This is a genomic window from Bacillus taeanensis (assembly GCF_003318295.1).
GTDB classification, from domain to species: Bacteria; Bacillota; Bacilli; order Bacillales; family UBA6769; genus Maribacillus; species Maribacillus taeanensis.
In genome coordinates, this window is the sequence record NZ_QOCW01000034.1 from 1 (window position 1) to 25,381 (window position 25,381).

The window sequence follows — 25,381 nt, forward strand, 5'->3', positions numbered from 1 at the left end:
TCCATGATCATTTGTAACTTGTAGTTGTTTCATTTGAACCGCTCCTTTGATTTTGTTTTCTTAGGAGCAGTATTGACGGTTTTGTATACAGTTTAAACGTGATGAAAAATCAAAGTGAACTTATATATTACCGCCTAAGACAAACAGTTCGAAACGGATAATACGAATTGATGACGGATTAATTTCTCTGCTTAAAAAACATAAAGCTGAACAAAACGAGCAATTTCTAAAAAATAAGGCCAACTACTACAACGAGCAATTTGTGTTTGCTCGTGAAGATGGTTATCCTACTTTGCGAAAGCTCGTTGACATCCGGTTAATTCGGTTATTAAATAAAGCCGGCATTGGTAAGAAGATCACACTTCATGGTTTCCGGCATACCCATACATCTTTATTAATTGAAGCTGGCGTGGGCGTAAAAGAAATCCAACTTCGTCTTGGCCACTCTGATTACAAAACGACCATGAACATTTATGCGCACATGACCAAAAACATGGAAGAAAATGCTGCGGAGAAATTTAGCCAATTGATGCGTGGATTGTTATAAAACCTTTTTAAATAAACGCTGTTCTCATAAACTTTATTGCTTGTGGAGAAAGAAGATCTTAATCAAAAATTCTAAGTTGTTTTGACAGTTCTTTTCCTTCCCCTTGGAGTCCAAGTTTTTTTTGTAATTGAATTGGGAGTATACAAGTTATATTTTTAATAACCTCTACAGTTATTTCTTCTTGATTTGTATAACCTGAAATTTCTTCTCCAATCATCGCAAAATCAAAGGGCGAGTTGCTGAATATGATTTCTGCCAACTGTGTATACATCTCGTCGACTTTATTTAACCAAGGGTTTAACTCTTTTGTAAGGGGATATTTATAAGGATATTTCTTTTCAAATGTTGCTTGGGGTATAGCAATATCTAACCAATCTGATTCACCACTCACTCTAACCACGCTAATAACACAAGGTAGTTCATTGTCTTCCGAAAGAAATAAGGTCCCATAAAATTGATTTACGCTCTCACCTTCAATATCTATTGGTAGAGAAATAGAATGTTTTTTATAATACTTTTTTTCTTCCCAAATCCCATTAAAAAAGCTACTCTTACACAGAGCATTTAGAGCTTCATTTAGCCTTTTCTCATCATCAAATGGACGATATTCAATAGAAAGCTCATAAAAACCACCAACCCAATTTTCAGGATTATTATAGTCACCATATTCCATTCCATTTCCACTCCACTTTAGAACTTTTATTTTCATTCTTACTATTTGTACTTATCCCCCTTTAATGCAGCAAGGAGGATAGTAGGACTTTGAATATTTGCAAACAAAATTTCGATACGACTTTTTTATATGTTATCAATCTTTCATGTCATTGTTCAAACTTTATTTTCAAGCTATTAGTAAAGATAAAAATTTCCATATGAGTTTTTTAATTAGAGAGAAAATAAAAAAAGCGTCAAACCCTGTTAGATCAGGGTTTGACGCTTTTCCGGGGGCTTGAAATTACATCATGCCGTCCATCAAGCCACCTATAAAATTGAAAGAAATGTATTGGAAAAATGGCTTTAAATCAACGTTTTTCGATTTTGTTTTAAAGGGAATTAAGCCGATATGAAAAATACTATGAGAAAAAGTATGAGTTTTTAAAATAAATAATTCTGTATGATGTCTCAGCCAGCTTTGAATTATCATAAAATATTAGAGTGGAATCATGTAATTATTTTTTAGAGTTAGTCTTAACTTACTACATTATAGTGAAGTGGAGATCCTAGTTTAGCGCGTCATCCATGTTATTTAAAAAGGGGGAATCGCAGAGAGATACTGCCTATGTCCACCTTTAGAATAGCAAAATGTATAAGACTTCATTTAGAATATGTGATCTTTTTGACATTATGTTATAAGTTTGAAATTTTCTCTTCTCCTTCATAAAGGCTTCCACTCAAATCGATCTCTATTAAACTCAACTGTAAAAAAGATGATAAAAAACGTGACAACATCAGCATTTATTGAATTAGGGCATGCTACAATCAAAATAATCCACGAAAAATTTTTCTTTAAGTATTAAATTTCTTCACCCTCCTTCTAGAGCCTACCACAAAAAGGTAGGCTTCTTTTTGGCAAAAAAATTGGATAAATATAGCTGTTCAAGCTAATTCGTTTTACCATTGTAAAGAAGGTTAAGGTTTTGTTTATTTTCGGTAGTAACCTATACAACCACTTTATTATGTTTTATGATTAAATGGTTATTAAATAGTCAAAGTGGTTGCTTATGATGCAAGTTTAGCCACACCAATAAGAGTATGCAAATAGGGGATCTTTGCGAGGGAGATTGCCTGTTTGTTTTGCACATAAAAAATAGGGATTTAGTTACACAAGAAATGGTAAAATGGCAGCGATTAATCTTTCCAGATCGTACCACATTTGAGTATTATGTCACACTCAGTTAATGAAGGATTTACCTCGAATACTATAGCGTAACTCTCTTCACTGAACCTAAAGACTAATCGGAGATCCATCAAACATCTTAACATTCTTCTTTTATGGGAACAAACAGCCTCCATTTAATGTAAAGTGGAGGCTGTTTGTTGTTCATTATTCAATATGTCAAATTTGATGAAACAATCACATTCAAAATGTTAAATTAAAAATGTTTTTTTGAATCCCCAAAAGCCAAACCTTTGATTTTATCAATGTTTTGGCTTCTTTTTCATGCTGCTAATGAGTTTAACAAAATAACCATTTTGTTAAACTCATCACATGCAATTTTCAATTTATATTTTCTAGATAATTTAATCGTAAATCAAACGAATTTTGTGTTTCTACGGCGTAAAAAGTATGTTTCTAAACACTTTTTACGAATGAAATTCCTTTAGACCATCTATGCTCGGCGTAAAGTTGAGATAGAAAGCGTGTTTGGTCACATCAAGGGCAATCGGTCGTTCCACAGATTTCCTTGCGGGGTCTTGACAAAGTATACTGCGAGTTTAGGATTGTGGCATTAGCCCACAACCTACTGAAAATATAAAAAACAGGAAACGAAAAACGGTAAGTTTTCGTTTCCTGTTTCCTTTTTTAGGGACTTATCAGACAGACCATTCTCTTTTTCCTATACCCACCACATTTGTGATGGTAATTCTTCAATTAATACAGAATGAAGATTTGTTACCGCACGTTTAAAACCTTCTTCAATCGATATGATTGGATCTTCATGCTCAATGCTTACAACATAATCATAACCGTATGTGCGAAGGGCGCTTATCATATCAGACCATTCTTTTAAACTATGACCGCAGCCTACTGAACGGAATGACCATGCACGTGTCTGCACGTCACCATATTGCTGCATATCAGTTAATCCATACATGTTCACATTTTCTTGATCAATATACGTATCTTTCGCATGGAAATGATGGATCGCATTTTCTTTTGCTAAAATTTTAATCGCCGCAACAGGATCAATGCCCTGCCACCATAAATGACTTGGATCTAAGTTTGCACCGATCGCCTCACATGTTTCTTCGCGAAGCTTTAACAGCGTATAAGGGGTATGCACTAAAAAACCACCATGAAGCTCTAAGCCAATTTTTACGTTATGTTCTTCTGCGTATTGGCCAACTTCTTTCCAATATGGAATAAGTTTTTCTTCCCACTGCCATTTTAGAACATCACCGTATTCATTCGGCCAAGGTGTGACCGGCCAGTTCGGAAATTTCGACCCTTCATGATCACCTGCTGTTCCTGAAAAACAGTTCACAACCGGGACATCAAGTAATGATGCAAGTTTAATTGTTTTTAAAAGCGTTTCATGTGACTCTTTCGCAAACGACTCTTCCGGTGAGATTGGATTGCCATGACAGCTGAATGCGCTGATCGTTAAATCACGATTCTGCACTTTTTGCAGATACTCTTTACGTTTTTCTTCACTTTCTAATAGTACATCTAAATTACAATGCGCATTTCCTGGATAGCATCCTGTTCCGATTTCAACAGCATGCAGTCCTGCTTCTTTTACCGTATCAAGCATTTGTTCAAATGATTGATCAGAAAACAAGACTGTAAAAACACCTAATTTCATCTCTGGACATCTCCTTTGCTAAAATTTTAGTAAGAATAAACACTTTTCCTTTTTTCACTTTTCTATAAATAGCTGCATCCGCTGCCGAACACTTAATGGTTTGAAAGCCGGAATCACTGATGTTAGGCAATTCTCTCCAACATAGATGATTCCAATTACTAATTTACTTATACAGACACCGCAGTTGAAACACGAGCAATTTTTTTCGTTTCATTTGATTCAAGTGCTGCTAAAATAACTTGTAACGATTTCATGCCTTCTTCACCGCTAACTGGTGGTTCTGTATCATGAAGTACGCAATTTACAAATTGTTCAACAATATGTGAATTGACTTGACCACCTGATTCATTTGATTGAATTTTTCCTAATTCATATTTTACGACTTCTCCATTTTGATACTGCACAACAAGTGAATGTGTTGGATCATCTTCTAAACGAAGAATCGCTTTTTCACCGTAAATAATGGTTGAGTTATCTTCTTTTCCAACATAAGACCAGCTTGCAGCTAGCGTACCGATAATACCGCTTTCCATTTTTAATACACACACCGCATTATCATCAACATCAGAAAAATCTTTAGCGCTTGTTTCAACAAATCCGGCAACCTCTGTCACCTCTTCACCAAGCAGATAACGAATCAAATCTGTTTTATGAACACCTAAGTCACCCATTGCACCAATGAACGCTTTTTCTTTTTGGAAGAACCAACCTTCTTTGCCCTCTACACTCCATCCTTCTGGACCGCCATGACCAAACGCCGTGCGAAAACTGTAAATTTTACCGATCTCACCATTCTCAATTAATTTTCTTGCTTTTTGATGCGACGAAACAAAACGCTGGTTATGAGCAATCATTAATTTTTTACCATTGCGTTTTGCCGCTTCAATCATTGCCTCTGCTTCTTGTTGTGATGTGGCCATTGGCTTTTCACAAAGAACATGCTTTCCAGCATTTAACGCCGCAATTGAAATCGGGGCATGTAAGTAGTTTGGTGTACATACACTTACTGCATCGATTTCCTTATTTGCAAGTAATTCTTCATAGCTTGTATACGCTTTTGCCCCATATTTTTCTGCGATTTCTTCTGCACGCTCCTGCACAATATCACAGACGGCAGCGATTTCTACTGCGTCATTTACCGCATACTCTAGTAAATGACGATGTTGTGCAATACTTCCACAACCAATAACTCCGATTTTTAATGTACTCATGTGTAAATTCCTCCCTATAATCTTTTTATCATTTAGTGTTAAATTTCTTTTATTGAGTTCTTCTGCCAACAACGCAATAAAATCATTGTCAAGATTTAATTCTAAAGCTTTAATAAAACTATGAATCAGAGTTTGGTTATTTAATATCTGGATCATTTGTTAATCTTTCTACTATTTTTTCAAAGTAATTGATTTACTTGACAGCAAGCAGTTCTAGCGGTTTTGCATTTCCGTAAACAGGTCTCTTGCGATCGACTGGTTTTGCCCAGTTCACAGCATTGATAATCACACGTTGAATGTCTTTGTTATAATATGTTGGATATGTTTCATGTCCTGGTCTAAAGTAAAAGACTTTTCCGTTTCCTCGTTGATACGTGCAGCCGCTTCGGAACACTTCTCCGCCTTCAAACCAGCTCATAAAAACAAGCTCATCTGGTGCCGGAATATCAAAATGCTCTCCATACATTTCTTCTTTTTCAAGTTCAATAGATTCACCAATTCCTTCTACAATGGGATGGCTTGGATCAACCACCCAAAGGCGTTCCTTCTCATCCGCTTCACGCCATTTTAAATCACAGCTTGTCCCCATTAATGTTTTAAAAATCTTCGAAAAGTGACCGGAATGAAGAACGATAAGTCCCATACCGTCTAATACACGCTGCTGCACTTTTGCAACGACTTCATCGCTGACTTCATCATGGGCAAGATGTCCCCACCAAAGTAAAACATCTGTTTCATTTAATACCTCATCTGTTAAACCGTGTTCCGGCTCATCTAACGTAGCCGTTCCTGCTTCAAACCCTGCTTCTGTTAAGAATGCCGCAATGGCACCATGAATACCTTCAGGATAAACCTCTCTCACAACTGGATTTTTTTGTTCATGTCGATTTTCATTCCATACGGTTACTTTTATCATGTAAAAACACTCCTTCTAATTTAGTAAGTTCAAATGCTAAAAGTTTAAACTCTGTTTTTTACTATCCCTTCACTGATCCTGACGTTAAACCAGAAACAATACGTCGTTGGAAAATAAGAACCATGATGACAAGTGGTACTGTTACAACTACCGTTGCAGCTGAAATCTCTCCCCAAGGAATTGTATATTGACCCTGGAACATCGCAATCCCAACCGGAACTGTTTTATAATTTTCTGCAGTGTTAATGGTTAATGCAAATAAGAACTCATTCCATGCGGCAATAAATACAAGAATAGCCGTTGTAAAGATCCCTGGTACAGCTAATGGTAAAATCACCCTCCAATATGTTTGTAATAAAGAAGCACCATCGATCTTAGCTGCCTCCTCTAAATCAAATGGAATTTGACGGAAGAATGTGACTAAAATCCAGATCGATAAAGGTAATGTAATGGTTGTATAGGGAATAATTAATCCCAAGTAGCTATTTGTTAAACCAACATTTTTCAAAAAGATATAAATAGGTGAAATCGTTGCAATTTGCGGGAACATTGAAACAGATAAAACAATTCCCAAAATGATTGGCTTCCCTCTAAAATTTAAACGGGCAATCGCATAGGCTGCAAACGATGCTACAAGAATGGTATAAATCGTTGTTACACCAGACACAACTAAGCTGTTCCACAAGTATCTTAAAAATGGATATTGTGTAAAGACAGATACGTAGTTTTGAAACGTTGGATCTGCTGTAAATGGTGTAAATGCTTGTTCTCCAAACAACTCAGATAAAGGTTTAATCGAACTAATTAACATCCATAAAAATGGGAACATCACGATAAAAACAAAGATGAATAAAAACACATAAAATAATGGACCTGCTTTCTTCTTCATGCTATATAGCCCCCTCCCTATTTTGCGGAACCATCTTGCGTAAGTTCTGCTCCTAAAAACTTAATATAGATTGTTGAAATCACCGCTACACATATAAATACAATCACTGAAAGTGCTGAACCCTCACCAAAGTTTGTTTGGGAGAACATCACTTTATAAGCTAAAATCGAGATCGTTTCTGTGGAGTTTGCAGGTCCTCCACCTGTTAGAACGAAAATCAAGTCAAAAACACGGAATGCATCAAGTGTACGGAATAATAAAGCAACAAGAATACTTGATTTTAATAATGGCAATGTAATGGTCATAAACTGTTTCCATTTCGTTGCTCCGTCAATTGAAGCCGCTTCATATAACGAACTTGGAATTGTTTGCAAACCTGCTAAAATGAGTAACGCCATGTATGGTGTTGTTTTCCATACGTCTGTAAAAATAACGGAGAACATGGCACCTGTATCGGTTGTTAAAAGATTTGCCATCTTATCAACAAGACCAATTTCTTCAAAAAACTTTGCAATGACACCATTTTGGCCATCATATAAGAATTTCCACATTAACGCCGATACCGCCGTCGGGATTGCCCAAGGTATTAAAATGCTTGCTCGAATAAGTCCACGACCGATAAATTCCTTATTAATGAGTAACGCAATTGCAAGGCCTAAAAGTAACTCTGCCCCAACAGATAAGATGGTAAATGTAAATGTATTCCACATCGCACTCCACATACGTTTATCTGTTAAGTTATCTTTATAATGTTTAAAGCCAATAAAGTTTGGTTTAATAATGGTGTCGTTTAATGCAGAAGATAGTCCAGTAATTTTATCTCCTACTTCAAGGTTTCCTTGATCTCGAAGTGAGACTAAATCCGCATTAATTGATTTAATCGTTTTCAAAAATTGTTCAGCTGTCTCTTTTTCAATCGTCACGACACTTAACTCTTTATTGATCTGTTCAAAATTAGCTAATTTCCCGTCAATCAATGCGTATTTTTCAGCCACATTTTTATCTTCTTTTAACTTTGCATCTAATGCTTGAAGTTGTTCTTTCGCTTCTTCGAGTTCCGCTGCTGCATTTCCATTTCTTATCTCGCTATCAATTCCTCCAATTAAGAAAGGATAGTTATTTAAATAACGTTCTAAGTCAATGTTATAATTTAAATGAATAGCAGATTTTGTCGGATCATTTAACTTATAGTCAAATAAGCTGTAGTAAAAGGACTGAAGAACTGGCCAGATCGCAATGACTGCAATTAAAAGTAAAGCCGGAGCAACCATTAAGTAACCTGCCGTTTTCTCAGAAACTCCTTTTTTTCGATTATGACCTTTAGGTGCTTTTTGTTTTTGAACATTCTTATTTTTTTCTTTTTTCACTTCAAAATGCTCCTTACTTTGTACTTCAGCACGTTTTTCTAATTCCGCACTCATTTTTACACCCCTTTTTATAAAATTGAATTAGCCTCCCTATTCAAAATGAAGGCTAATTCAATTGTCAACAAGTAAGATTATTTACCTAACTTCTCTTTCATTTGTGTTTCCATGTTTTTAACAGCTTCTTCAACTGTTTGTTGTCCAGCAATTGCCTTTGAAACTTGAATTTGAATAATCTCAGAGATTTCAGCGTAGTTTGGTACAACCGGACGAGAAACAGCTGCATTTAAACCGCTTACAAACCCTTCATTTGCGAAGAATGGATTTACATCTAACACTTCTTGATCTTCAAATAGCGCTGGAATTGTTGGTGCTAGTCCACCATGAATAGCAGAGATTTTTTGGCCTTCTTTTCCTGCTATAAACTTCACAAACTCCCATGCTTCTTTTGGATGTTCAGAATACTTACTAATCGCGGTCATCCAGCCACCAAGTGCCGCTGCTGAGCCTGCATCACCTTGTGGTAATGGTGCAACACCAATTTTGTCGACAATTTTAGATTCCTCAGGGTTATTTGCGACATTCCATTGATATGGCCAGTTGCGAATAAATGGTGACTGACCTTCAATAAATGCTGTATGTGATTCGATTTCTGTAAATGTTGTAATGTTTGCTGGAACATAGTCTGAATTTGCTACTTCTACTAATTTGTTTAATCCTTTAATTGCTTCAGGGCTATTAATAATGACGTTGCCGTTTTCATCAAGGAAGTTACCGCCATAAGCTGCAATGTATTCTAATGCGTTACAAACAAGGCCTTCATATTGCTTTGCTTGCATTAAGTACCCAAATTTTGTTCCGCCTTGACCGTTTAACTCCGCTGATTTTGCCGTTAAGTCATCCCATGTTTGCGGAACTTCATCTCCAGACACAAGATCAGTACGATAGAACAATAAACCTGTATCAATAAATCTAGGTAATGCCCATTGTTTACCATTAAATGAAGCGGCGCTTACTGCCCCTTGGTTATACTCCCCTAAATCAAGTCCATCCTGCTGGATAAAGCGATCAAGCGGCAGGACATAACCGGCTTGTGCAAATTCTGCAGGCCATACAACATCTAAAGCCATTACGTCAATTGAAGTATCACCCGCATTTAACGCTGTTACAAATGCATCATGTATCGCTCCTGAATCAGAAGGCATTTCACGAAATTCAACTTGAATATTTGGATGTGTTTTATTAAATTCTTCTATAATCATATCTGTTGCTTTTGTCGTATCTTTTCCACTTGCATAAACAAGTTTTACAACTTCTTCTTTTGCTTCATTTCCATTATCAGTGCCGGCCTCTTCCTCCTCAGATCCTCCAGAACTGCAGGCTGCAAGAACGAGCATGAGCGCCATAACAACCGCGAATAATTTACTAAACTTCCATTGTTTCATATAAACATCCTCCTTTAAATTTAACCGGTTAACCAACTAAAAATAAAACTTATAAAATAATTAATTTTTAAAGATTAAAAACTTGATTCTAGTTAACCGGTTAACAAAACAAAAAATTTTCAGTTAACCGGTTAACTAAGCAAAAATGTCTGTAGTTTGTAATTGATGTCACGATTTAACTGTATATATTAGCGCTTACAAAAATATATGTGAAAACATTTGAGCTTTGGCTATCTACGTTTTATTTATTCACCTCCTTTCATTACCCAAAGCTTCATGTTTTCTTCACAACTCGTTAAGAAATGCTCTTATAGCGGCTTTGTTGAGTCTCTAACAATTAACTTTACAGGAAGCTCAATACTTTTTGGCTTTGAAGATGGTATTTCAATGGCATCAATAAGCATCTTAGCTGCTTCTTCACCTTTATTAAAAATATCTTGTTTCACTGTTGTTAAACTCGGTAAGATATAATTACACATACTAATATCATCAAAGCCAACCACTGAATAGTCTTCCGGCACTCGTTTTCCATGCTTTTGAAGTGCATTTATAATCCCTATAGCATAAATATCTGATATTGTAACAATTGCTGTAATATTTTCTCGACTTTCTAAGATTTGTTCTCCTATTTTATAACCGCTTTCAAAAGTAATTGCACCTTCAAAATTAAGTAGAGTTTCAAAAAATAAATTATTATTAAATGGAATCTTTGCTTCATTCAAAGCTCTTTTATAACCTTGAAAACGTCTTTCATCAACTAGGCTAACTTTTATATTTGTAGCAACAAAGGCAATATTTCGATGTCCTAAATCCACTAAATGTTTTGTAGCTAAATAGCCACCTAGTTCATCATTAATATTCACATTTTTGTAAACATTTGTATACTCTTCATAAGTATCAATTAAGACAATCGGAATATCAATTTTTTTCATTTCATTATACAATTTTGGTGGAAATAGACCTAAAAAAAGAAGCCCATCTAAGTTTCTTTTTTTAACCCAACTTCTATATTCTTCTATATTTCCTATACCTGTAATTAAAATGTCAAAATTTTTTTTCCTAGCAACTATCTCAATTCCACTAATCATTTCATTATAGTAAGGGTTTTCCCTCATAACTTCTGCAAACGAATTATCGATTAATGAAAACACAATACCGATTAAATTAGATTTTCTTTTTGATAAACTAATTGCCGTAAAATCAGGATAATAATTTAATTCTCCAATGGCTTGAAGAACTCTTAGTTTTGTTTCTTCTGACACTTTTTTAACCCCGTTCAAAACATAGGAAACGGTTGCAGGAGAAACATCTGCATATTTAGCTACATCACGTATTGTCGTTTTTTTACTCATGGGGTCCTCCAGTTAACCGGTTAACTTTTTTTGATAAACTAATCATATAAAATAATCAGACAATTGTCAAATGTATTTTTGGGTTTTGGTGCAAGAAATCTATCAAACTTGCAAAACTGATAACATATTCCCCTTTTTTGAAAAAGCATCTTCCTCTTTTTGTGGAGGTAGATGCTTATTTTTTGACGTGTTTCTTCCTATTATATAGGTTTACTATCATCTATGATTCTTTCTTTAAAGCATCTAATGTTCTATATAAAGCTGATCGGGATACATTGGTGATCTCACATATTTATTTCACCGTCATGTTCCTCTCTTGACAAAGCTTGACTGTATGATTCATTCCAGCATGTTTGCCATGATACTTTCTTAATCGCCCTTTCGTATAGGTTTAATGACTTCATATTTTTTCATAGCCCGTTTTCGTGATTCTTCAGAGTAGAATATGATTTCATGATGATCGCTGCCCATTATATCTCTCCAAAGGATTGTTTTATTGTGTAGATCTATTCAGCTCGCTTTTCAGTTTCTGATACTCCCTCCATCGACGATAAAAGGTGGCTTCGCTTATATTCGTAATTTTACAGATCTCTTTTACAGGTTTATTGGTGGTTTCATGTAACTCCATCGCATGTTTGACCCCATCATGCTTTAAAGTAAATTTCTGTTTTTTTCCTTTGTATGTACCTTTTCTTTTCGCAATGGCAATTCCAGCTTGCTGCTTTTCTTTGATCATGGTTCGATCAAGCTCACTAAATGCAGACATGACGGTTAGAATAAATTTCCCTGAAGGAGTTCTGGTATCAATTCCTAGATTCAATATCACTAAATGAATACCACGTTCTTCTAATTCTTCAATGAACTCTAATAATTGTTTGGTGTTTCTTCCTAGACGATCCATTCTCGTCACGATGAGGGTGTCACCCTTCACTAATTGATGGAGTAGTTGATTTAATTCTTCTTTTTGGTTTTGTATTCCCGATACTTTTTCTTGAACAATGCGATCTACTTTTGCCTCTCTCAATTGTTCGATTTGAGAATCTAAATTTTGATCAAAAGCAGACACACGTGCATACCCAAAAATCATAAAATTCCCCCTAAAACAGATAATCAAAAGACAAGTGTATATGATAGCCAAATTATACAGTAAAATCAACACTCGGACAAACTATCAATAAGGTATACCCTATTGATAGTTTAGTAAACAACTATCGATCCATCTCTTTATGTTTATTTATAAGGTCGTGCAAATCATCGCGTCAAAAATACGCAAAATAAAATGTAAAATAACAAGAATGTAACTTTTGTATTTATTTTGCACTTTTCTTAATACTTATTTTGCGTGAATAAAAAATAAAAGGAGCATACATATTAGGCAGGATTATATGTATGCTCCTTTTTTCATCAAACGCAATTTATAGTTGAAGAAAGACGATAACCAATTAAGGTATCATCCTTTAGTACATTTTCTACTGAACAGTATTGTTGTACTGTGCAATAACTATAAAACAAAAGAAGCGAAAGTTGATAAACACTTCCGCTTAACGTTAATTATGCGTTGTTACAATAACCTTTATCCTGTCCAAGAAAGTCATTCATTTATTATTTATATTATAAACATTAGAAAAACCAATATGTTTCAGCCCTCAACTTGGCTCGAATGGTTATCGCAGACATTATGATATAGTAGTGTTTACTAAAATATATTAATTCTCAAGGTGACATTCCTTTATTTCTTTACATTAAAGATTTTTCTCAAGATCATTAAATAATTTAAATACCATCACTCGTTCACCTGTACGAGAGCTTATATCAGTATGGAAATTTTTAACTTTATCTCCAGTAATAGTTAGTATAATATTCTTAAGATCTTCTATACCTGATTCAACTAACTCTGAACGAATTTTCTTTACCGATAACATTCCCTCTTTTGTTTCACAAACCGTATATTCAGCTTGTGTTAGAACACCTTGTAAGTTCACAATTATCATATCCCGTAATATATCTGCCTTTACAGATACAGATCCACGCCCAAGATATTCCTTCTCCCATTGAGTAATTGACTTACTTATCTCTGATTCCAAAGAACCTTTCGATATTTTCATATATAATACATCTCCTATTTAATAAAAAAATTGGTCTAGTCCATATGTTTTTTAAGTCTCTAAGACGATTTTCATCCTTATAAAATAAAGTTGAGCGCCCGTCGTCAATCCTGAATTCGAAAAATTGCTAAGATGCATGCTATATTGACAAAGCTGATTATACAAGTGATGATCAGGTAAGATTTGACGCTGTTTTATTAGTAGGAACCTCAACAATTGAGGATTTTCCATCATTATTATTAACTATTAAACCTCGAACTTTAACATGTGACGGCACTAATGGATGATTACGAATGATATTAACATTCTTTTCGATATTATCACTAGCATTTTCTTTTCCATTTAGCCATTCATTGACCGTAACACTTGAAAATTCGGGCCTACTATTTTGAAAAAGATAATCCAATGTTTGTATTTTGTCTTTCATTGAATCAAGTTGAGTTAGTACATTAGCTGAGGCATTCCCCTTAACTTTTGTTCCTACAACAAAAATCTCCTCAACATTTTCCTGATAAATAGCAATGATAACAGACCTCATTATATCTCCATAAGGGTGTGAGATTACACTACCATAGCTTTGTATAGTCAGCATGTTTTCTGGATGAATATTAGTCACTTCTTGTAAAATAGTCTCCAACCCGTTTTCAATATCTGTTAAAAATAATGCTTTTTGAATTTTATCTAAATTCATTTAGTACACTCCTTCTTTATGTTTATAAATTGTTGATTAAGCAGCAAATAGTTGATAGCAGTTACCAATTTTCCCAGCGTCCTTCTGGATCAACACTAGCAAGTCGAACCCATCCATTTTGAACTTTTTCACGTAATGCAGAATCATTATTTAATAACCGTTCTACAAATTCGCTAGGTGCTTGAATGACAATCAGCAAACGAAGAGGAGAATGATAAGCCTCGTGATCTGATTGCATGACGGATTGCCAAGGTAGTCCGGCTAACAAGTCACTTGCATTCCCCTGCATAACACCAAGACCCGCAGTAACGGTTTGAGTTGCTTTATTTCCGCTACCATAATAATGAGGTGCTACCGTTGAAGCGTAATATTGTAGATTAATCCATTGGGTCACCGTTCCTGGTCCTGCAATAATATTAGCTAGGAGATTACCACTTTCATCCTGCTTCCAATCATAATTATGAAGGAAGGCTCTACCTTCCAAGTCACAATCCTGAGTTAGTTCGCGTTGACCGATAATAAAAGCGGCATTACGAGCTAATCCCCATTCCGGACGTACCTCACTCCAATCTTCCGCAAATCGCTGTGCCTCAGCATGCGGATTTTTAAGTTCCTTTTCGAAATTCGGTAATTGGGCAAGTCGTTCTGCATTTGCATGATGACTCACTTTCGGCATAACAGCTTCCATACGATCAAATGCTTCTTGTGCAGCTTCGGAAAGTTCCGGAACATACACCCACTGTAATTCATCTACTGTTGTTTTATGCTCAGCAGCTGCAAAAACAGTGTCCTCAGGGATTTCAATTCCTTCAGAAGAAAGCTTCTCTCTTACTTCTGGAAGGTTGCATAAAGCAGCTAAAACCCGAGCGTTGAATCCACCTGCCGCTCCACCGCACGCCCCACATTCAAGCGCTGCAGCATAAGGATTGTTGCTGCTTTGACTACCATGTCCGCATATGACGATTAATGGTGCGAAATTTTTTGTTAATCCCATCGTTTTCAAAGCTTGGCGGGCATAATTTACTTTTTCTTCGTCAGAAAAACCAACAGGGACCTCCGCTTCTGTATGAGAATCATGATGAAGCGAGAGCGTTGTATTCGGTTTGCGCAGCCAAGACTCACGAAGGTTACGAAGAAAACGCTCTGCACTTCTTGGCACAAAGCTGCGTGCTGCCATTTGGAGACTGAGCCAAGGTCCACTTACCTCAGGTAACAGTAAACTCGCAAGGACATTTTGTTTCATCTTTTTAAATGTATTGCTTACGGAATGAACTGTCTGCTTACGCTGCTGATATAAGTTAAGTTCATTTTCATCTGCGGACTCTTTTATTTTGTGCTGAGGTTTCAGTATAACCGGCAGCGAAGGATGACTGTGATTGCTGCCAAGTTCACTAGTCGCAATCGGTAATCCAAAGAAACCAGCAATGCCAATCGTTTCAAACGGACCTTCTTTTTCAAGCTGACGACGAAAAGGTTCTGATCGTACATCAATGCAAAATGCTAATTGAGCTAATGCAGTTTTTTCACCTTTAGTCTCACGTTGTTTAGAAGTAAGCTTCTCACTTAATTGATCTGCGTGTGTTTGTTCCCAAGCTTCTAACCAAAGCTTCCTAAAAAGCTTCTCATCAAAGCTGTGGGCAAATGATAAATATTCGTTTTGTTCAGAGGCTGACATCTGTGACCATTCCTCAATTGTCAGCTCTCCCCAATGAATCCAAGCTGCTAAAAGGGGCGGTATCGAAACGTTTTGCTCCGATCGTTGATTGGTCAAAGGTAAATAAGGCTTTACAAGCGCCCACTCCATGGAAATTCGAACTGCTAAATATTCTGTTAGAAGTGCATGTTCACGGCTCGATTGCTGGGAGCGCCAAAGCATCATTCCTGCCCATCCTGGTAAGGAAAGTAAATGACCTTCAAGATACGTCTGTATTTCTGATTGAGGAATTTTCAGTGCAGATAACGCTTCTTTTAACGCCGTATGTGCATCTTGCGGCCAATCTTTGAAACTTTGACGCTGTTTTTTACTAAGTGCTGGATCATATTGAATGAGACGCTGCCAGGCACGATAGAAACCTTTCTCACGATTTGGCATTGTCCAACCTGCCTGAGAGTCATCAAGATATAATTTACACCACTTAATAACATGATGATCGAGAATATTAACTAACCTTTCACCATCTTGATTTTCTATATACGAACTGATTGGCTGCATGAAAGAATTCTCGATATTCTCCGTATTCAGCCCACTAAATTCATCTACTAATTTCTCCAGCTGTTGTGATGATAAAAGATCAGATGGTAATGATTCTAATTTTAATGCAGCATGACAAAATCGCTCTGCCGCGTCACGTGGGATATTAAAAGAATGTGAAGCAAGCCAACGCTGCAGCCCCATTTTCAGAAAAGCTTCATCAATCTCACCTTTATTCTTCGCCGAAAGAATCATAGAAGCACTAGGATATATATCAACATCACGCGTATTTTTTAACCAATCTGCAGCTTCGTCAAAAGATTGCTTTTCAAGCCCCATCCACGGATTACGTGCTGCAAAAGCAGCAATCGGCCAAAGTGGTGCAATCACTCGACTCGCAGATTTAATTAAATCGGTCATATCACTTTTTGGAAGATTAATAGTTGTATCTTTCTTTTTTACATTTTCTTTCGTTAATACAGATGTTTCACTCATCACTGGTTACCTCCTTGAGTTAAAAATTGTTTAAGGTAGTTTGGATGACTTTCTACTGACTTTGGTTTTGCTTCACCTAATCGTACTAACCAAAGATAGAGTACTGCGAAGGAAACAGAAGAACGATTACGAGCAGCCCACGAACCTATCACACTACCAACTAGTAAGAGACATACGACAGTAATGACAACTGACATTGGCGGCTGCGCACTTTGAAAAACGCTTGTATGCAGCCACTTATAGAAAAGGTTATGAATTAGAAAATAAACGATGGCAGCTCCTCCTAAAAATGATAAGCCGGCAATTCGACCAATTCTTCCCTCTCCAAAAGCGACGAGCTGTGTCCAAGAAACGGACAATGACCATCCTAAGATTAGCGCACTAATTAAGTGATACCCCTCTCCAGGAGCATTGAACCAAAAAGCAACCCCTACAGCTACACTTAAAATCCGACCAGCGATAATCCATAAAGAGGATGATTTTTCATTCACGGAAGTTGGTGCTTCGAAACGACGTACTGCTGAACCAGCCTGTAAAAACAGCGCCGCTTTGAACAAACCATGTAAGATAAGATGAATAATGGCTGCTGTATAGGCACCTAATGCACACTGAACGAGCATAAATCCCATTTGTCCGATCGTCGAGCCTACTAACTGACGTTTATAGTCAACCTGCACTAAACTAATTCCTGATCCAATTAATACAGAAATACTTGCAAAAATAAGTAAAACAATCGAAGCAATATCACCATTAAAAAGAGGTGAAAATCGTGTTAGCATAATCCCGCCTGCATTTACTAAACCTGCGTGCATAACCGCAGAAACAGGAGTCGGCGCAACTACAGACTCAATTAACCATCTTTGGAACGGCCATTGGGCTGCAGGAATGATTACCGCTAACACAATCAATAAATTAATTCCAGTTCGCTCCCATGCCTCAAGCTGCGCTAAACTTTCATTCGTTAGAGCTAATGATAACTGCCATTGACCTGTAACTTGAAAAAGCCAAATGACGGTGAATACTAATGAAAACCAACTTAACGTAAATAAGCGGCCAGAAACCTTGGCTGCTTCACTAGCTACTTTCCATCCACTATTTAACCTTATAAGTAAGGTTAAACCGACGAGAGTTGCTCCCCAAGATATAACCATCAAGCGGAGATCACCACTTAACCATGCAATTGAAGCAGCACCTGTAGTGAAAGTAAAAAGCGTAAAATATTTTCGATAAAAACGATCTCCCATTAAGTAACGTACAGAAAAACGCTGAATGATTAAACCAACTGCAAGAACAAAGAAAACCATTAACCAAGCTAAGGAATCCAAGTACCAATGACCAACATTTTCATTCACACTAGTATTAGCAAGAGCCAATAAGGAAATCAAAGGCGGTAAAGCAGCAATACCAATATGAATGCGAACAAAACTCAAAGGTACTCGTGGATGCAAAAACATTAGACCACTAAGTCCAGAAATAACAAGCATAATAAAAAATAATGATAACAATGATGATGAACTCAAAGAACCTAACATAAAACATTCTCCCTTCTAAACAGCGCTAACACATAAAAAATTATTTTTAGAAAAGGTCATCTATCTTTCTAAAAGTCATACATTTTATTTGCTGCATTACGATTTTTTAAATAAATTTGTATTTACTCAATAAAAAAAACCGACAACTTCAAAATTCAATGATGATTTAAAATCATTGAATCTTGAAAATTGTCGGTTTTACTTCAACTAACTTCAACGAAGTTTTTTGAAGAACTCCCTTTTTTAATATCAAAATAAATTATGTTTATAATTCTCCTTCTAACAAAATCGATATATCTCTAATCTAGCACTCTAGATTATGAAATATACCGATTCACGCTACCTTTTCATTCTTATATTTTTAGAAGCTTTTTCATCCAATCAATATGAAAATATTAAAAGAATGCTAAAGCTCAAATTATTTAAGAAGTTAAAAATAAACATCTACCGATTATTAAGCTAAGTATAAGATACACCAAATTTAAAAAAGTGTCAACAAGAAAGTCCCAAGTCCCCTTATTTCAAAGGAATTCAACTTGGATGTTGGAATACAGAGAATGAAGTATCAATTCCCTCTTTTATAAACAACATATTTTTTATACTATCACTTTAGCTTAATACAAACTTATCAAAAAAGGTTGTTTGTTGCGGAGTATCAGTCTACTACGTAATATAAGAGTTACCCCATAACCTGGCCCCGATTGTGGAAGATCAACAGTATAGAACACTTGATAAATGATTTCGTAACGGATCTCTTCTAATTGTACAATTTGCCTTTTGGGGTTTTGATCAGACGAACTGACTCGGCAATACTCTATTTCTCTCATTTTTTTACCTCTATTTTGGGATAAGTCTTATGGGACATGATCATTATAGAATTCTCGTGAAAATACGAAAGTCCCAACAGAGTTTACCCCATGCCCATCAAGCTAACATAGACAAGTGAAGGATTAGACATTATTTCTACAAAGTAAATGTCTATGTTTTTAAAAGAAGGCATGCCAAATAAGCCTAGTATAGGTCATTTTTTTAACACTATGCTAATTTCTGACGACACATGGTATACTGATAGACAACACCCAATATATCAAAGACGGTTTGTTTCTCATATCGGTGGGATTTTCGCCCGTTTCGCTGTAGGAGGTTGAACAGGCGGAGCAGCATCTTTGATAGTTCTTGGGTGCTTTTTTGTATGTTTTGAAAGAGAAGTGGAAAATAATCTTTAATCATGTAAATGGCTTTACACTCGCTAAGCTCTTGCTTTTTCTTTTTGAGAAGTAGTTGTCGCATTTGAAACATGGTAGAAGAACATAATAAAATTCCGATGAGCTGTCCATATAAATGACACTCTAGCCGTTCCAGTTTCATGGATTTACAGCGATGAATACCAAAAAAAGACTTCCAGGTTTTAAAGAGAAGCTCGATTTGCCATCGTAGCGAATAAAGAGAATAAACATGTTCCGTTGGGACTTTCTCCAAAGGCATATTCGTTATATAGACGTTGATAGCACTTAGCTTTTTACTTCGTTCCCTATAGACAAAACCTTGCTTCTTCTCTTTCTCTGTTTGGAGTGTTCCTCTCTGTTGAGCCTGTTTTTCTGTCAATCGATGAATGATGACGCGTGTAGGGAGTGTTTGTTTCTTTCCAATATAAGCTTCAGAGATTTCTACTGTTTGACCAGGCTGTAATCGATTCATCATCTCTTCCATATCTAGCTGAACGTATTCAGTATTTTTCTTTATCCTTCCATCCTTGAAGTAGGAGGGATCAGGGTTTCTTTGATAAATACGTGCATTTACCTTTAAGCGTGAGATATAATAAGCTCCTTTTGTATGGATGTTATACAAGTCGTTCAGTTTAAAATAGCCAAGATCTCGTATACATAAATCTCTTTTTTGTACAGTTTGTAAGCAAATGGAACCATAGGGTTTATCATTCTGTTTGCCGGGTCCCGGCTGAACGTGAAGAAATTGACCACTTAGAAGATCATACTCTAATTGAATTTTAATCCCGGCCTTACCACCACTTCCTCCAGTTCCTTGATAGGTAGAAATAAATCCATCGGGAAGTTGAAAGGATGTTGAGTCTAGGATACGAATACGTTGAAAGTGAGAAGCGTAACGATGAGAAAGATTCTGAGAGGTATAAAGCTTATGAGTAAGTAAAGAAGTGAACAACTGTCGAAGGAAACGAACAGCTGCCTGATTAAATCGTTGATTAAGTCCTTCAGGACTTATTAATACATCTGTAGATGTCTCTAACTGGCTGCATAACTGGGTAAGCGATGTACTCCCTACTCATTGGCTGCACCATACACATAAGGCGACTAACTCTTGAGCTTGAAATTTACTTGAACGCTGAACAAATCCAACCTTTTTCGCTAGTTGTTGAAGAGCTTCGGGAGACAAATACCGTTGGAGCTCTTGAGAAAAAAGCTTTAGTTCATCTGAAATCGACAGATTCATAGAAAAAACGCCATCCTTTCTGAGTGATATACAAAAAGAATAGCGTTTTTTTCATTTTCAAGGTATTAATTTGCCTTAGCTTGATGGGCATGGAGTTTACCCTATTGGGACACATACTTATTGAGTTAACTAAGATTTTTAGTTTAGTAGTTATTGACTTAAAATAAAGTTTGATCATTTTCTATCTGTATTATTTAACAAACGCATCCGTTCAGCTTAATAAGACTTGATATTTCGGTTGCTTAATTTACTTATAATTAAAGGTATTTCCTCCAAATCATCCACTATGAAATCTGCTTTAACGTCATCCCATTGATAGTCTTTTTTCCAAACACCTTTCATCCCAATACTTTGAGCAGCTTTCACATCTTTTTCTGGATGATCGCCAACAAATATACTTTCAGTAGGTAAAACGTTGAGTTTTTCTAAGGCTTTTTTGAATATTTGAGGTTCAGGCTTTTTCATCCCTTCCCATTCAGATATGAGAATTGTTTCAAAATATTTTTCAATACCTAAAGCCTTAATATTATCCATTTGAAACTGCCCTTTTCCATTTGTGATCATTCCAAGAACAAGGTTATTATTCCTCAATTCTTCTAACATGCTAATAAGATTAGGAAAAGGAACACAGCTATCTCTAAATTGACTGATATAATCTTGAAGTAATTCTTCCCAAGTAAAACCTGTAATATCAAATTCATCAACTAACTGTTGATACACTTTATCCTTCCAAACGTAACCTCTATTATCAAGCTCTATAAACCTTGTTATGTATTTATCTTTTGGGACATGACTTATCCATTTATTTAATCGCTCGTATTGCTTTTCAATAAACATCTTTACTGATTTATCTCGATTTAACAAAGTTCCATCTAAATCAAATACGACAGCTTTTATAATTTTTATCCACTCCCCAAAAATCATTATTATAGTTTTCTTTATAATTAAGACAAATACCTTCTTCAAGGATTTTTCCTGTTATTTTAATAGAAAAAAGCGATACCCCTTGTTTAAGTATCGCACCTGTTCGTAAAAGTACACTTTTCGAACGGTTCTTTATAAAGTCTATGTTCATATAAAGTGCTTATCTATAATGATTTTGGCTCTTCCCTCTAATTGAGAAGGTAAATCTTCTAAAGAAAAGTATTTTAAATCTAAACTCTCTCCATCATTCATTACTAATTTACCTGAGACTTCATTCGCTATGTATAAAGCAATAACATTATATACCTCATCACCATGAGGATATTTAAAATATAATTCCTCACCTGACAAAACATCAATCAATTCAATACTTGTTGCTGTTAGACCAGTTTCTTCAAACAATTCTCGTTTCGCCGTTTCCTCTAATGATTCACCTAATTCCATTGCACCGCCAGGTAATCCCCAATCTCTAGTATCAGAACGATATTGTAACAATATTTCTTTATGATCATTAAAAACAGCAATTGTTGAGCCCACTAATATAATAGGTCTGCTTCCTACAAAACTCCTTAATTCCTTGACGTAATTAGCCATTTCAAATTCCCCTTTTTAAATCCATTCAATGTCCAGTTAAATTTTAGTTTAATGCTTTATAGAATCCTGTTGCTTTCCCTTCAAATCCTCTACGAGTATAAAACTGGTGAGCGTCTTTCCTTTCGCTGCGATTTCCGCTATTTAAGCTTATCAAGGTAGCCTCTTGCTCTTTTGCCCATTTTTCTGCTGCTAAAAGTAGGGTTTTTCCAATCCCTTGATTTCGATATTTTGGTGCAACAACAAAGGCAACTATTCTTACATAATTATCATTGTTCTCAAAACGATAACCTAAAAACAAACCAATCATTCCAACAACTTTACCATCTAATTCAGAAATGAAAGTGTTATAAATCGGATTTGAATTAATTTTAACGAAACGCTGCTCCATCTCTTCTGTTGTTGTTGGATAACCTAATGTTCCCATCAATGTTGCTAAACTTTCAATATCTTTTTCAGAAGCTTTTCTGATAATCACAGCATACACCTCTAATAAATTTTTGTAAGTTCAAAATTTATTTTTTTCCTAATGAAAAACCGTCGAATAATCGACCACCATAGGGATCCAGGACTTTATCAACTAGTTGTACGACTTTATTTTTCTTACCCGTTTTATAAAAGAAGTCAAATGCTTCTACAAATTCTTCAGTAAATTCCTTATCAAAATCTTTTAATGATCGTACAATCCATTTAGAAGTACCAATCCAATAGCCATTTGTTCTTAAGACAAATTCGTGAATAAGTTCAGCTAATGTGTTAGCAATAAATATTTCTTCAGCTCTATTCGTACAACCAATAAAATCATCGAGTGCATCTGTTATAAAATATCGTTTTGTTTTAATCGTTTCTTCCGACCATTCTTCAGGTCCCTTTTCCAATATTTCTTTAGCTTCTTTCTTTATAAGTCCGATAACCCCTTTATCTTTCAAAACAATCCCTTCTGAAATCATCCTTGGCATAGAAGGTGTTGCTCTTTCACAGTCACTTTCAAAAAATTGCTTATAAGAGGTTAAATTATGTACAAAAATTTCTATTGCCCATCCAAAATCAGTTAAGGACTCCCTAAAAGATTCATGAAGATTATCATCAAAAATGACAATATCAAGGTCAGAAGTTTCTGTTGCTTCCCCCCTTACTACACTTCCAGCTAATACTGCACCGTGACAACGAGGAAAATGTTTATCAACAAATTGTTGCGCTGCTTCAAAAGGATGCAGCCTTTTGAACTCTCCCACTAACACCACCCCTTTGGGAATTTATGTATAAAAGGTTATTTCTCGTTTATTATCAAAAATACCTTTAAAATTAGCTCCTTTTATCCATCAAAACAGCCTTTCATTAAAAAAAGCGATACTTACTGAAGTATCGCGGACTATTAATCCAAGGATATATATTTGTTCTACTTTTCTATTACATTTCTTCTGGTGCACTTATTCCTAGTAAACGAAGTCCTTCTTTCAAAACCACCATAACAGTGTAAACAACCGCAAGTCTTGCTTCTTTTTGACCATCTTCTTCTAAAATTCTTACGTTACCGTAATACTTATTAAATGCTTGCGATAAATCAACGACATACTTTGCTATCTGTGATGGATCATATTTTTCAACGGCTCTTTCAATGACATCAGGAAATTCTCTTAACATCGTGACTACCGGCCAGGATTGATCATCATCAATAACAAAATCATGGTTGGATAGCTTAAATTCACCTTTTCTTAATAATGAGCAGGCACGAGCATGAGTGTACTGAACATAAGGGCCGGTTTCACCATCGAACTTCAGCATGTCTTCTAATGAAAATTCAATGTCATTCATACGGTAGTTTTTTAAATCATGGAACATAACGGCTCCAACACCAACTTGGGCTGCAACTTCATTTTTGTTTTGAAGTGAAGGGTTTTTTTCTTCAATCGTTTGACAAGCAAGCGAAATGGCTTCTTCCAATACTTCTTCAAGAAGCACAACCTTCCCTTTTCTTGTCGACATTTTCTTACCTTCTTTTAACATCATTCCAAACGCAATATGCGTCATCCCACTTGCCCACTTATAACCCATTTTTTCTAAAACAGTAAATACCTGCTTAAAGTGAAGACTTTGTTCATTTCCTACGACATATAAGGATTTTGTGAAATGATATGTTTCTTGGCGATACAATGCAGCTGCAAGATCACGCGTTGCATAAAGTGTAGCTCCATCTGATTTTTTTATTAAACAAGGTGGTAAATCTTCGTTTTCTAATGGGACAACTTGAGCTGAATCAGATTCAACTAATAAATTTTTTCCTTCTAGAATCTGAACAATGCGATCCATTTTATCATTATAAAAAGCTTCACCGTGATAAGAATCAAATGAAATGTTAAGAAGAGTATATATACGCGAAAATTCTTTCAGTGATTCATCACGAAACCATTTCCAAAGTTTAACTGCTTCTTGATCGCCATCTTCTAACTTTTTGAACCAATAACGTCCTTCGTTTTCGAGTTCCGAGTCCTTTTCGGCTTCATCATGGAATTTCACATAGTATGCTAGCAGGGTTTTAATAGGGTTTTGCTTCACCTCTTCTTCATTACCCCATTTCTTATAAGCCGTAATAAGCTTACCAAACTGTGTTCCCCAATCACCCAAATGGTTAATACGAACAACTCTATAGCCACACTTCTCCGTAATATGTGCTAATGCATTTCCAATCACAGTTGAACGTAGGTGTCCCATCGAAAATGGCTTTGCAATGTTTGGTGATGAAAAATCGATTGTAACAACTCCATTATTACCTAAATTCAAATCTCCGTAATGATGCTGTTTCTTAATAATTTCTTTTATGATTTCAGAACTTACTTTTTGCTTATTTAAAAAAACATTTACATAGCCGCCAACTGCTTCTATTTTTTCAAACAGGCTGCTTTCAATATCACATGCAATATCAGAGGCGATTAATTGTGGGGATTTACGCAGCAGTTTGGCAAGTTCAAAACAAGGAAATGCCATATCACCCATTTGTGCATGCTTTGGCTTTTCAATAAGGTTTATAATCTCTTTTTTATCAAGTTTCCCCTCGAGTTCCTTATAAAGATGGTTTGCAAAATCATGTTTATATTTCATGAAAATTTCCTCCTTTACATATAAAAAACTCCCGCC

General features: G+C 35.7%; 18 protein-coding genes and 5 pseudogenes. 2 read left to right on the forward strand and 21 right to left on the reverse strand.

Annotated elements, in window-relative coordinates; genetic code table 11:
* The first annotated feature begins 124 nt into the window (after positions 1–124).
* Complete coding sequence (locus DS031_RS21445) at positions 125–547, forward strand: site-specific integrase (RefSeq protein ID WP_281269152.1); 423 nt, start codon at positions 125–127, stop codon at positions 545–547.
* A 58-nt stretch (positions 548–605) separates the two neighbouring features.
* Here the strand turns inward: DS031_RS21445 and DS031_RS21450 are convergent, their stop codons facing one another.
* Complete coding sequence (locus DS031_RS21450; protein ID WP_181833283.1) at positions 606–1,220, reverse strand: hypothetical protein; 615 nt, start codon at positions 1,218–1,220, stop codon at positions 606–608.
* A 1,658-nt stretch (positions 1,221–2,878) separates the two neighbouring features.
* Between DS031_RS21450 and DS031_RS24750 the strand changes: the two are divergent.
* Positions 2,879–3,018, forward strand: a pseudogene (locus DS031_RS24750) (transposase); the annotation flags it as partial.
* Positions 3,019–3,105: 87 nt separating this feature from the next.
* Here DS031_RS24750 and DS031_RS21460 read toward each other — a convergent pair.
* From DS031_RS21460 to argS, 20 genes and pseudogenes are all read right to left on the reverse strand, one after another.
* Positions 3,106–4,074 (reverse strand): sugar phosphate isomerase/epimerase family protein, encoded by a 969-nt coding sequence (locus tag DS031_RS21460; protein ID WP_113808223.1) that lies wholly within the window; start codon positions 4,072–4,074, stop codon positions 3,106–3,108.
* Between the two features lie 167 nt (positions 4,075–4,241).
* A complete protein-coding gene (locus DS031_RS21465) occupies positions 4,242–5,285 on the reverse strand; it encodes a Gfo/Idh/MocA family protein (RefSeq protein WP_245947601.1) in 1,044 nt (347 codons plus the stop codon).
* A gap of 39 nt (positions 5,286–5,324) precedes the next feature.
* Positions 5,325–5,441 (reverse strand): annotated as a pseudogene (gene sda / locus DS031_RS24755) (sporulation histidine kinase inhibitor Sda); the annotation flags it as partial.
* Between the two features lie 37 nt (positions 5,442–5,478).
* Positions 5,479–6,201, reverse strand: coding sequence for a ThuA domain-containing protein (locus DS031_RS21470; RefSeq protein ID WP_113808225.1), 723 nt, complete (start codon positions 6,199–6,201; stop codon positions 5,479–5,481).
* Between the two features lie 61 nt (positions 6,202–6,262).
* Positions 6,263–7,090: a carbohydrate ABC transporter permease gene (locus tag DS031_RS21475; protein ID WP_113808226.1), complete on the reverse strand. Its 828-nt coding sequence runs from the start codon at positions 7,088–7,090 to the stop codon at positions 6,263–6,265.
* A gap of 17 nt (positions 7,091–7,107) precedes the next feature.
* Positions 7,108–8,361 (reverse strand): carbohydrate ABC transporter permease, encoded by a 1,254-nt coding sequence (locus tag DS031_RS21480; RefSeq protein ID WP_245947605.1) that lies wholly within the window; start codon positions 8,359–8,361, stop codon positions 7,108–7,110.
* A 227-nt stretch (positions 8,362–8,588) separates the two neighbouring features.
* Positions 8,589–9,899 carry an ABC transporter substrate-binding protein gene (locus DS031_RS21485; RefSeq protein ID WP_113808228.1) on the reverse strand — a complete coding sequence of 437 codons (1,311 nt, stop codon included), beginning with the start codon at positions 9,897–9,899 and terminating at the stop codon, positions 8,589–8,591.
* Between the two features lie 308 nt (positions 9,900–10,207).
* On the reverse strand, positions 10,208–11,251 hold the full coding sequence (locus tag DS031_RS21490; RefSeq protein ID WP_113808229.1) for a LacI family DNA-binding transcriptional regulator: 1,044 nt from the start codon (positions 11,249–11,251) through the stop codon (positions 10,208–10,210).
* 220 nt (positions 11,252–11,471) lie between these two features.
* A pseudogene (locus DS031_RS24600) lies at positions 11,472–11,633 on the reverse strand (helix-turn-helix domain-containing protein); the annotation flags it as partial.
* A 111-nt stretch (positions 11,634–11,744) separates the two neighbouring features.
* Positions 11,745–12,338, reverse strand: coding sequence for a recombinase family protein (locus DS031_RS21495; protein ID WP_113808230.1), 594 nt, complete (start codon positions 12,336–12,338; stop codon positions 11,745–11,747).
* 655 nt (positions 12,339–12,993) lie between these two features.
* On the reverse strand, positions 12,994–13,356 hold the full coding sequence (locus tag DS031_RS21500) for a Na-translocating system protein MpsC family protein (protein WP_113808231.1): 363 nt from the start codon (positions 13,354–13,356) through the stop codon (positions 12,994–12,996).
* A gap of 162 nt (positions 13,357–13,518) precedes the next feature.
* Positions 13,519–14,047: pseudogene (locus tag DS031_RS21505) on the reverse strand (carbonic anhydrase); the annotation flags it as partial.
* Positions 14,048–14,108: 61 nt separating this feature from the next.
* A complete protein-coding gene (locus DS031_RS21510) occupies positions 14,109–16,733 on the reverse strand; it encodes a DUF2309 domain-containing protein (RefSeq protein ID WP_113808233.1) in 2,625 nt (874 codons plus the stop codon).
* Positions 16,733–18,265, reverse strand: a complete 1,533-nt coding sequence (locus tag DS031_RS21515) for an NADH dehydrogenase subunit 5 (RefSeq protein WP_113808234.1) — start codon at positions 18,263–18,265, stop codon at positions 16,733–16,735. The genes DS031_RS21510 and DS031_RS21515 overlap by 1 nt, the downstream gene beginning before the upstream one ends.
* A gap of 1,035 nt (positions 18,266–19,300) precedes the next feature.
* Positions 19,301–20,731: pseudogene (locus DS031_RS21520) on the reverse strand (IS4 family transposase).
* A gap of 216 nt (positions 20,732–20,947) precedes the next feature.
* Positions 20,948–21,631: an HAD family hydrolase gene (locus DS031_RS21525; RefSeq protein ID WP_113808257.1), complete on the reverse strand. Its 684-nt coding sequence runs from the start codon at positions 21,629–21,631 to the stop codon at positions 20,948–20,950.
* 171 nt (positions 21,632–21,802) lie between these two features.
* A complete protein-coding gene (locus DS031_RS21530) occupies positions 21,803–22,249 on the reverse strand; it encodes an NUDIX hydrolase (protein WP_113808235.1) in 447 nt (148 codons plus the stop codon).
* Positions 22,250–22,292: 43 nt separating this feature from the next.
* On the reverse strand, positions 22,293–22,724 hold the full coding sequence (locus DS031_RS21535; protein WP_245947602.1) for a GNAT family N-acetyltransferase: 432 nt from the start codon (positions 22,722–22,724) through the stop codon (positions 22,293–22,295).
* 37 nt (positions 22,725–22,761) lie between these two features.
* Positions 22,762–23,481: a nucleotidyltransferase domain-containing protein gene (locus DS031_RS21540; protein ID WP_113808236.1), complete on the reverse strand. Its 720-nt coding sequence runs from the start codon at positions 23,479–23,481 to the stop codon at positions 22,762–22,764.
* Between the two features lie 175 nt (positions 23,482–23,656).
* On the reverse strand, positions 23,657–25,345 hold the full coding sequence (gene argS / locus DS031_RS21545; RefSeq protein WP_113808237.1) for an arginine--tRNA ligase: 1,689 nt from the start codon (positions 25,343–25,345) through the stop codon (positions 23,657–23,659).
* Positions 25,346–25,381: the final 36 nt, after the last annotated feature.

Coding starts and splice junctions, on each gene's coding strand:
- DS031_RS21450 (WP_181833283.1), bottom strand. CDS start 1,220: ATGGAATATGGTGACTATAATAATCCTGAAAATTGGGTTGGTGGTTTT.
- DS031_RS21460 (WP_113808223.1), bottom strand. CDS start 4,074: ATGAAATTAGGTGTTTTTACAGTCTTGTTTTCTGATCAATCATTTGAA.
- DS031_RS21465 (WP_245947601.1), bottom strand. CDS start 5,285: ATGAGTACATTAAAAATCGGAGTTATTGGTTGTGGAAGTATTGCACAA.
- DS031_RS21470 (WP_113808225.1), bottom strand. CDS start 6,201: ATGATAAAAGTAACCGTATGGAATGAAAATCGACATGAACAAAAAAAT.
- DS031_RS21475 (WP_113808226.1), bottom strand. CDS start 7,090: ATGAAGAAGAAAGCAGGTCCATTATTTTATGTGTTTTTATTCATCTTT.
- DS031_RS21480 (WP_245947605.1), bottom strand. CDS start 8,361: ATGGTTGCTCCGGCTTTACTTTTAATTGCAGTCATTGCGATCTGGCCA.
- DS031_RS21485 (WP_113808228.1), bottom strand. CDS start 9,899: ATGAAACAATGGAAGTTTAGTAAATTATTCGCGGTTGTTATGGCGCTC.
- DS031_RS21490 (WP_113808229.1), bottom strand. CDS start 11,251: ATGAGTAAAAAAACGACAATACGTGATGTAGCTAAATATGCAGATGTT.
- DS031_RS21495 (WP_113808230.1), bottom strand. CDS start 12,338: ATGATTTTTGGGTATGCACGTGTGTCTGCTTTTGATCAAAATTTAGAT.
- DS031_RS21500 (WP_113808231.1), bottom strand. CDS start 13,356: ATGAAAATATCGAAAGGTTCTTTGGAATCAGAGATAAGTAAGTCAATT.
- DS031_RS21510 (WP_113808233.1), bottom strand. CDS start 16,733: ATGAGTGAAACATCTGTATTAACGAAAGAAAATGTAAAAAAGAAAGAT.
- DS031_RS21515 (WP_113808234.1), bottom strand. CDS start 18,265: ATGTTAGGTTCTTTGAGTTCATCATCATTGTTATCATTATTTTTTATT.
- DS031_RS21530 (WP_113808235.1), bottom strand. CDS start 22,249: ATGGCTAATTACGTCAAGGAATTAAGGAGTTTTGTAGGAAGCAGACCT.
- argS (WP_113808237.1), bottom strand. CDS start 25,345: ATGAAATATAAACATGATTTTGCAAACCATCTTTATAAGGAACTCGAG.